Here is an 8,849-nt window from a genome sequence, read left to right as displayed (position 1 = left end):
CGTATTTTAAACTACAGAAAGGATAGTTTGGTTACTAGAGGTAACTGAACACGGGACTAAGACTTAGGAAAAAAGATAAATCGCCTTGGGTTCATCGAACCCTGCATCGATTTCCTATTTTTCTACAGAAATTTCCGGCAAGCCGAAACGTCCCTTTGTATCTTAAATGAATAAAGGACTAATTTCTGTAAAGTATCCTTCACTGTATAAAAATCTACTCTACATTCTTTGAAAGGAGTTGAACACGCCCTAAATGCTGTGTGGAAACTCCTGACGCATCTTTTAAAACGTATTTTAAACTACAGAAAGGATAGTTTGGTTACTAGAGGTAACTGAACACGGGACTAATTTCTTATGAAAAAAGATAAATCGTCTAGGGTTCATCGAACCCTGCATCGATTTCCTATTTTTCTACAGAAATTTTCGGCACGCCGAATCGCCCCTTTGTATCTTATATGAGTAATATCCAAAATATGTCCTTGGAGGACATCATGGGAGAGCGCTTTGGTCGCTACTCCAAATATATCATTCAAGACCGGGCTTTGCCAGACATTCGGGATGGATTGAAGCCGGTTCAACGCCGTATTCTTTATTCGATGAATAAGGATGGCAATACTTTTGATAAGAGCTACCGTAAGTCGGCCAAGTCTGTCGGTAACATTATGGGGAATTTCCACCCACACGGTGATTCTTCTATCTATGACGCCATGGTTCGTATGTCTCAGGACTGGAAAAACCGTGAGATTCTAGTTGAAATGCATGGGAATAACGGTTCCATGGACGGAGATCCGCCTGCGGCTATGCGTTATACGGAAGCTCGTTTATCAGAGATTGCAGGCTATCTTCTTCAGGATATCGATAAAAAGACAGTTCCTTTTGCTTGGAACTTTGACGATACGGAGAAAGAGCCAACTGTCTTACCAGCAGCCTTTCCAAACCTTCTAGTCAATGGTTCAACAGGTATTTCAGCTGGTTATGCCACAGATATTCCACCGCATAATTTGGCTGAAGTTATCGATGCGACAGTCTACATGATTGATCACCCAACTGCTAAGGTTGATAAGCTCATGGAATTCTTACCTGGGCCAGACTTTCCTACAGGAGCTATCATCCAAGGTCGTGACGAGATCAAAAAGGCCTATGAAACTGGTAAGGGGCGCGTGGTCGTTCGTTCCAAGACTGAAATTGAGAAGTTAAAAGGTGGTAAGGAACAAATCGTTATCACTGAGATTCCTTATGAGATTAATAAGGCTAACTTAGTCAAGAAAATTGATGAAGTTCGTGTCAATAACAAGGTGGCAGGAATCGCTGAGGTTCGTGATGAGTCTGACCGTGACGGTCTTCGTATTGCTATCGAACTTAAGAAAGATGCGAACACTGAGCTTGTTCTCAACTATCTTTTCAAGTACACTGACTTGCAGATCAACTACAACTTTAATATGGTGGCTATTGACAATTTCACCCCTCGTCAAGTTGGAATTGTGCCAATCTTGTCTAGCTATATTGCCCATCGTCGTGAAGTTATCTTGGCGCGTTCTCGCTTTGATAAGGAAAAAGCCGAAAAACGTCTCCATATTGTGGAAGGTTTGATTCGTGTCATCTCTATCCTGGATGAAGTTATTGCCCTTATCCGTGCTTCTGAAAATAAGGCTGATGCAAAGGAAAACCTCAAGGTTAGCTATGATTTTACAGAAGAACAGGCTGAGGCCATCGTTACCTTGCAATTGTATCGTTTGACCAATACAGACGTGGTTGTCTTGCAAGAAGAAGAAGCTGAACTACGTGAAAAGATTGCTATGCTTGCGGCTATCATCGGTGACGAACGAACCATGTACAATCTCATGAAGAAAGAACTCCGTGAAGTCAAGAAGAAATTTGCGACTCCACGTTTGAGTACTTTAGAAGATACAGCAAAAGTGATTGAGATTGATACAGCTAGTCTTATCGCTGAAGAAGATACTTACGTCAGCGTGACTAAGGCGGGCTATATCAAACGGACTAGCCCTCGTTCTTTTGCAGCTTCAACACTGGAAGAAATTGGTAAACGGGATGACGACCGATTGCTATTCGTTCAATCTGTCAAAACTACTCAGCACCTCTTAATCTTTACAACGCTTGGAAATGTCATTTACCGACCAGTCCATGAGTTAGCAGATATTCGTTGGAAGGATATCGGAGAGCATTTGAGCCAGTCTATTACAAACTTTGAAACCAATGAAGAAGTGATCTATGTAGAAGTTGTGGATCAGTTTGATGATGCGACAACTTACTTTGCAACGACTCGCCTTGGACAAATCAAGCGTGTCGAACGAAAAGAATTCTCTCCATGGAGAACCTATCGTTCTAAGTCTGTCAAATATGCTAAGTTGAAAGATGATACTGACCAGATTGTAGCAGTAGCTCCGATTAAATTGGATGATGTCCTCTTGATTAGTCGAAACGGTTATGCCCTCCGCTTTAACATCGAAGAAGTGCCAGTTATCGGTGCCAAAGCTGCAGGGGTGAAAGCCATGAATCTCAAAGCAGATGATGTGATACAAGCAGCCTTTATCTGCAACACTTCATCTTTCTATCTTTTGACGCATCGTGGAAGTCTTAAGCGCGTTTCGATTGAGGGAATTCCAGCAACCAGTCGTGCTAATCGTGGTCTTCAAGTCCTTAGAGAATTAAAGAGCAAACCACATCGTGTCTTCCTTGCTGGTGCAGTTTCTGAACAAGGATTTGTTGGAGATCTCTTTAGTACAGAAGTAGAAGATGGAGAGCAAACGCTTGTCATCCAATCAAATAATGGAACGACTTACGAAGCAATCCTACAAGATTTGAATTTATCGGAACGCACAAGTAATGGAAGCTTCATTTCAGATAGCATTTCTGATGAAGAAGTTTTTGATGCTTATCTCAAAGAAATCTTTAAAGAAATCAAAGAAAATTAAAAATCGGTCCTAGTGACTGATTTTTTATAAGTAAAATTTTCAGAAAATTACAAATAATACTTGAATTTTTAGGAGAATAGTGTAGAATAGAACACAAAGCTTGATTAGAATAAAGGAGATTGTCATGACAGTTACGATCGATTGGGAAAATCTCGGTTTTTCCTATATGAAACTACCTTATCGTTATATCGCTAATTTTAAAAATGGACAATGGTCTCAAGGAGAATTAACAGAAGATGCAACCTTGCATATTTCAGAATCATCTCCAAGCCTTCACTATGGACAGCAAGCCTTCGAAGGATTGAAAGCCTATCGTACAAAGGATGGCAGTATTCAACTCTTCCGTCCTGATGAAAATGCCAAACGCTTGCAACGTACATGTGACCGTCTCTTGATGCCACAAGTTCCAACAGAAATGTTTGTAGAAGCTTGTAAAGCCGTTGTTCGTGCAAATGAAGAATACGTACCCCCTTATGGAACTGGTGGAACCCTTTACCTTCGTCCGCTCTTGATTGGTGTTGGAGATATCATTGGGGTAAAACCAGCTGAGGAGTATATTTTTACCATCTTTGCTATGCCAGTTGGAAATTACTTTAAGGGTGGATTGGTTCCAACAAATTTCTTGATTCAAGACGAGTATGACCGTGCTGCACCAAATGGAACAGGAGCTGCCAAGGTCGGTGGGAACTATGCAGCTAGTCTTTTGCCAGGGAAAATGGCTAAATCCCGTCATTTCTCAGATGTTATTTATCTAGACCCATCAACCCACACCAAGATTGAAGAAGTTGGTTCAGCAAACTTCTTTGGAATTACAGCTGATAATGAGTTTGTAACCCCATTGAGTCCGTCAATCTTGCCATCGATTACCAAGTACTCATTACTTTATTTGGCAGAGCATCGTTTGGGCTTGAAGCCTGTTGAGGGAGATGTACCAATTGATAGTCTGGATCGATTTGTAGAAGCAGGTGCTTGCGGTACTGCGGCAGTTATCTCACCAATTGGAGGAATCCAACATGGTGATGACTTCCACGTTTTCTATAGTGAGACAGAGGTTGGTCCAGTGACTCGTAAACTATACGATGAATTGACAGGTATTCAATTTGGTGACATTGAAGCACCAGAAGGTTGGATTGTAAAAGTAGATTAAAAATTATTAAAGGAGATCTTTATGAAAACGAAAAAGTGGATGTTAACAGCAGGAGTGGTCCTGAGTACAGCAGTTCTTCTTGTAGCTTGTGGTAAAGCCGACAAGGAAGCAGATGCGCCTACAACTTTCTCTTATGTCTATGGAGTAGACCCATCATCTTTGGACTACAGTATCGCAACTCGTACTTCAACAACTGATATCATCGGTAACGTCGTTGATGGTTTGTTAGAAAACGATCAGTATGGGAATTTGATTCCTTCCCTCGCTGAGGATTGGAGTGTCTCACAAGACGGTTTGACTTATACTTATAAACTTCGTAAAGGGGTTAAATGGTACACGTCAGAAGGTGAAGAATACGCTGAAGTAACTGCGCATGATTTTGTTACTGGGTTGAAACACGTAGCTGATGGCAAATCAGACGGTGTCACTCTTATTCAAAACTCAATCAAGGGCTTGAATGAATATATGACTGGTGAGACTAACGACTTCTCAACAGTTGGAGTTAAGGCAGTGGATGATTATACTGTTGAGTACACTCTAAACGCACCTGAAACTTTCTGGAATTCCAAAGTAACTTCAGCAACTATGTTGCCAGTAAATGAAGAATTCCTCAAAGCTTCTGGTAAAAATTATGGAACGGTCAGTCCAGCTGGTATTCTTTATAACGGTCCATATATTTTGAAGACATTGACTTCAAAATCTTTAATCGAATATGAAAAGAACCCAAATTATTGGGATAAAGAGAAGGTTAAAATTGAGAAAGTTAAATTAACTTACTATGATGGTTCAGACCAAGAATCCTTGATTCGTAGCTTCTCTTCAGGTGTTTATACAACAGCTCGCCTCTTCCCAAGTAGCTCAAACTTTGCTTCTACTTTGGAACAATACGGAGATAAAATTACTTACAGCCCGCAGGATTCAACTAGTTACTACTTTACCTTTAACGTAAACCGTCAATCTTTCAATAAGACTGCGAAAACAAGTGAAGAACAGAAAACTTCTACAAAAGAAGCAATGTTGAACAAGGACTTCCGTCAAGCAATCAACTTTGCCTTCAACCGTCATTCTTATGCTGCACAGCTTAACGGTGAAGATGGTGCGGATAAGATTATTCGTAATAGCCTAGTACCAGATAACTTTGTACAATCTGGTGGTAAAAACTTTGGTGATATCGCTCAAAAAGAATTGGTCAACTATGGAGACCAATGGAAAGGTGTTGAGCTTGTAGACGGAAAAGATACCATCTACAATCCTGACAAAGCCAAAGCTTCATTTGAAAAAGCTAAGAAAGAATTGGAAGCAAAAGGTGTAACCTTCCCAATTCACTTGGATGTCCCAGTTGAACAGACAGATACCATTGCCGTTCAACAAAGCAATTCCTTTAAACAATCAATCGAGTCAACTCTTGGTTCTGAAAATGTCGTGATCGATGTCCTTCAGATGACTGATAACGAGAAGGAAAGCATTACATCTCAAGCACGTGTTCCTGCTCAAAAAGACTATGACTTGAACAGTACTGGATGGGCTCCAAGCTACCAAGATCCAGCAAGTTATCTCAATATCATGGATCCTAAGACTGGTTCTGCTATGAAACACCTTGGTATTACTAAAGGAAAAGACAAAGAAGTAGTAGCTCAACTAGGTTTGGACGAATATAAGAAACTCTTGGATGATGCAGTTTCTGAGAAAAATGACTTGGATAAGAGATATGAAAAATATGCTAAAGCTCAAGCATGGCTCACTGATAGTTCTCTCCTGATGCCAACAGCTTCATCAGGTGGTTCACCAGTTGTCAGCAACATTGTTCCTTTCTCTAAACCATACTCACAAGTTGGTATTAAGGGTGATCCATACATCTTCAAGGGAATGAAATTGCAAAAAGAGATTGTATCTGCTAAAGAATATCAAGCAGCTCTTGAAAAATGGCAAAAAGAAAAATTGGAATCAAATAATAAATACCAAAAAGAACTAGAAAGTCATGTCAAATAAAACAGACTAGTACTTTTGGAATAAAGGGGCCTATATGGAATGGATTAAACTAATAGGGATAGTTATCATTGTGATTGGTTTTGTCTATAAGTTAGATACCATTGCAACGGTAGTCTTAGCTAGTTTAGTTACCGCTCTAGTTTCTGGAGTTTCTCTTGTTGAGTTCTTGGAAATTTTGGGAAAAGAATTTAGTAATCAACGAGTTCTGACGATTTTTATGGTAACCTTGCCACTGGTAGGTTTATCTGAAACTTTTGGCCTCAAGCAACGTTCGATTGACTTGATTCAAAAGATAAAGGGACTAACAGTTGGAAGTTTTTATACAGTGTATTTCTTTTTTCGGGAACTTGATGGTTTCTTTGCCATTCGTCTAGGAGGACATCCGCAGTTTGTAAGGCCTTTGGTTCAACCCATGGGACAAGCAGCAGCAGAGTTTCAATTAGGTAGAAAATTAACGGAGCAGGAGAGCGAAGCGCTAAAAGCGCGTGCAGCAGCAAATGATAATTTTGCAAATTTCTTTGCTCAGAACACTTTCGTTGGTGCAGGTGGTGTCCTCTTGGTGGGGGGCACTCTGGACCAATTAGGTTATGAAAGTAATTATGCAGGCATCGCTTCGGCTTCGCTTATTGTTGCAGGAGTGGCCCTACTTGTGGTAGGAATTTACAATTACCTGTTTGATAGAAAACTGCTAGTGAAAAAGCTTAGTAAAGGAAAAGAAGAATGAGCAATCTAGCAAGTCAGTTATTAGAGTTGACCTATATTGTGATTGGTTGTCAATTCCTTCATACGGCTTATTGTAGCTATAAAGATAAAACAAACCCAGTTCGCTTTGGAACAGCTGGGTTTTGGGCTTTATTGGGCATCAGTTTTATCGGTGGTTCTTATCTACCTTCTATCTGTATTGGAGTTATCGTAGTGCTATTAGCACTACTAACTCTCTTTAAACAGGTTCGTATCGGAACCTTACCGTCTCTGGATGAAGTCAAGGCAAACATTGAAGCTAAACGACTAAAGAATAAAATTTTTATTCCGGTCATGTTAATGGCTTTGATTGCTTTGGTATTAGCAAAAATGATTCCTGACTTTAGTAAGATTGCTATCAGCCTTGCAGCATTTTTTGCAACCGTCTCTCTTTTATTGATCACTAAGAGTTCTCCTAAAAGCTTGTTAGCAGAAAATAATCGCATGGTTCAGCAAGTCTCAACTAGTGGGATTGTGCCTCAACTTTTAGGGGCTTTGGGAGCAATTTTTACCGTTGCAGGCGTTGGAGACTTGATTTCACATTTAATCAGCGTTCTAGTTCCTTCGGGTAGTCGTTTTATGGGAGTAGTCGCTTATGTCCTTGGGATGGTTCTATTCTCCATGATAATGGGGAATGCATTTGCTGCCTTCACGGTTATTACTGCTGGAATTGGTGTTCCCTTTGTATTTGCCTTGGGAGCTGATCCAATCGTGGCTGCAGCTCTAGCAATGACGGCAGGTTGCTGTGGAACCTTATTGACTCCAATGGCGGCTAACTTTAATGCTTTACCGGCAGCTCTCCTGAATATGAAAGATCCAAATGGGGTTATCAAAGCGCAGGTAGGAGTAGCTATTGTTATGATTATCATCCATGTATTTTTGATGTACTTTTTGGCATTTTAGCAAAGGAAATAAAATGAAAATATTAGTAACAGGTTTTGATCCTTTCGGTGGTGAAAAGGTCAATCCAGCCTTGGAAACTGTTAAATCATTACCGTCAGAGATTCATGGCGCAGAGGTTCATTGGGTAGCAATCCCAACGGTCTTTTATCAATCAGCAGAGGTTTTAGAAGCAGAAATAAATCGATACCATCCAGATGCTGTGCTTTGCATCGGACAGGCAGGAGGAAGAGCTAGTCTAACTCCTGAGCGAGTTGCCATCAACCAAGATGATGCTAGAATTCCAGATAACCAAGGGAATCAGCCGATTGACACTCCTATACGCCTGGACGGACAAGCAGCCTATTTTAGCACACTACCTATTAAGGCAATGGTTCAAGCGATTAAAGAGGAAGGGTTACCGGCTACAGTGTCCAATACAGCAGGAACCTTTGTTTGCAATCATTTGATGTATCAGGCTCTCTATTTAGTGGATAAAAAGTTTCCCAATATGAGAGCAGGTTTTATGCATATTCCTTATATGACAGAACAAGTGGTAAATAAGCCTAATACAGCATCTATGAATTTAACTGATATCGTCAGAGGTATCGAAGCTGCGATTGGTGCTATCGTAGATTATAAAGATAAGGACATAAAATTAGTGGGTGGGACAACCCACTAATAAAAACTCATCTCTAGATAAAAAACAGATTTTACACAAAAACTCTTTATCAAGATTGCTTTGGTATAGAGTTTTTTCTTGCCAGTTTTCTAAATTTCTTGTAAAATAGGGAGAGTGAAAAGAGGTATGGTATGAGTAAAAAAGATAAGAAAATTGAAATTCAATTAACAGACGCAACTGTTTTAGTTGGTCAGGAAAAGTTCGAAGGCTACACATTAACCATTGGGAAAAAGATTATCGGTGAAATTGCTGAACTAGATAATCAATTCGCAATCATAAAGAATGGAAATGTCGATAGTTTTTATAAAAAACTTGAAAAAGCTGTGAAAATTTTGATTGAAAACTATAATTTAGCAAAATAAAGCTTGTTTTTTGTAAATTTTCATGATATAATAGTTTTCGTTGATCATTGGAGAGATAGCGAAGAGGCTAAACGCGGCGGACTGTAAATCCGCTCCTTCGGGTTCGGGGGTTCGAA

Annotated in this window: 7 protein-coding genes; all 7 read left to right on the top strand. The window is 40.0% G+C overall.

The annotated features are described in order from the left end of the window. Positions 1 to 455 precede the first annotated feature (455 nt). The gene (parC, locus tag ADH90_RS03230) at positions 456 to 2,933 is read left to right on the top strand and encodes a DNA topoisomerase IV subunit A (protein ID WP_080982615.1); all 2,478 of its coding nucleotides are present in this window, start codon (positions 456 to 458) and stop codon (positions 2,931 to 2,933) included. A gap of 124 nt (positions 2,934 to 3,057) precedes the next feature. After that, on the top strand, positions 3,058 to 4,080 hold the full coding sequence (locus ADH90_RS03225) for a branched-chain amino acid aminotransferase (protein ID WP_000219010.1): 1,023 nt from the start codon (positions 3,058 to 3,060) through the stop codon (positions 4,078 to 4,080). Between the two features lie 21 nt (positions 4,081 to 4,101). Continuing rightward, positions 4,102 to 6,069, top strand: a complete 1,968-nt coding sequence (locus ADH90_RS03220) for a peptide ABC transporter substrate-binding protein (protein WP_049529944.1) — start codon at positions 4,102 to 4,104, stop codon at positions 6,067 to 6,069. Positions 6,070 to 6,103: 34 nt separating this feature from the next. Beyond that, entirely contained in the window at positions 6,104 to 6,793 is a 690-nt protein-coding gene (locus ADH90_RS03215) for a 5-oxoproline transporter, DUF969 family subunit (protein ID WP_049529943.1), read from the top strand. Continuing rightward, positions 6,790 to 7,713, top strand: a complete 924-nt coding sequence (locus ADH90_RS03210) for a DUF979 domain-containing protein (RefSeq protein WP_049529942.1) — start codon at positions 6,790 to 6,792, stop codon at positions 7,711 to 7,713. Before ADH90_RS03215 ends, ADH90_RS03210 begins: the two co-directional genes overlap by 4 nt. A gap of 13 nt (positions 7,714 to 7,726) precedes the next feature. After that, a complete protein-coding gene (gene pcp / locus ADH90_RS03205; RefSeq protein ID WP_049529941.1) occupies positions 7,727 to 8,371 on the top strand; it encodes a pyroglutamyl-peptidase I in 645 nt (214 codons plus the stop codon). 131 nt (positions 8,372 to 8,502) lie between these two features. Beyond that, positions 8,503 to 8,733, top strand: coding sequence for a DUF2969 domain-containing protein (locus ADH90_RS03200; protein WP_049529940.1), 231 nt, complete (start codon positions 8,503 to 8,505; stop codon positions 8,731 to 8,733). Positions 8,734 to 8,849 lie beyond the last annotated feature (116 nt).

The sequence above is a fragment of the Streptococcus pseudopneumoniae genome (genome assembly GCF_001073085.1).
GTDB classification, from domain to species: domain Bacteria; phylum Bacillota; class Bacilli; order Lactobacillales; family Streptococcaceae; genus Streptococcus; species Streptococcus pseudopneumoniae_M.
The sequence above is the reverse complement of the archived record's forward strand: the minus strand, read 5'-3'. Positions and strand labels throughout refer to the sequence as shown.

Coding starts and splice junctions, on each gene's coding strand:
- parC (WP_080982615.1), top strand. CDS start 456: ATGAGTAATATCCAAAATATGTCCTTGGAGGACATCATGGGAGAGCGC.
- ADH90_RS03225 (WP_000219010.1), top strand. CDS start 3,058: ATGACAGTTACGATCGATTGGGAAAATCTCGGTTTTTCCTATATGAAA.
- ADH90_RS03220 (WP_049529944.1), top strand. CDS start 4,102: ATGAAAACGAAAAAGTGGATGTTAACAGCAGGAGTGGTCCTGAGTACA.
- ADH90_RS03215 (WP_049529943.1), top strand. CDS start 6,104: ATGGAATGGATTAAACTAATAGGGATAGTTATCATTGTGATTGGTTTT.
- ADH90_RS03210 (WP_049529942.1), top strand. CDS start 6,790: ATGAGCAATCTAGCAAGTCAGTTATTAGAGTTGACCTATATTGTGATT.
- pcp (WP_049529941.1), top strand. CDS start 7,727: ATGAAAATATTAGTAACAGGTTTTGATCCTTTCGGTGGTGAAAAGGTC.
- ADH90_RS03200 (WP_049529940.1), top strand. CDS start 8,503: ATGAGTAAAAAAGATAAGAAAATTGAAATTCAATTAACAGACGCAACT.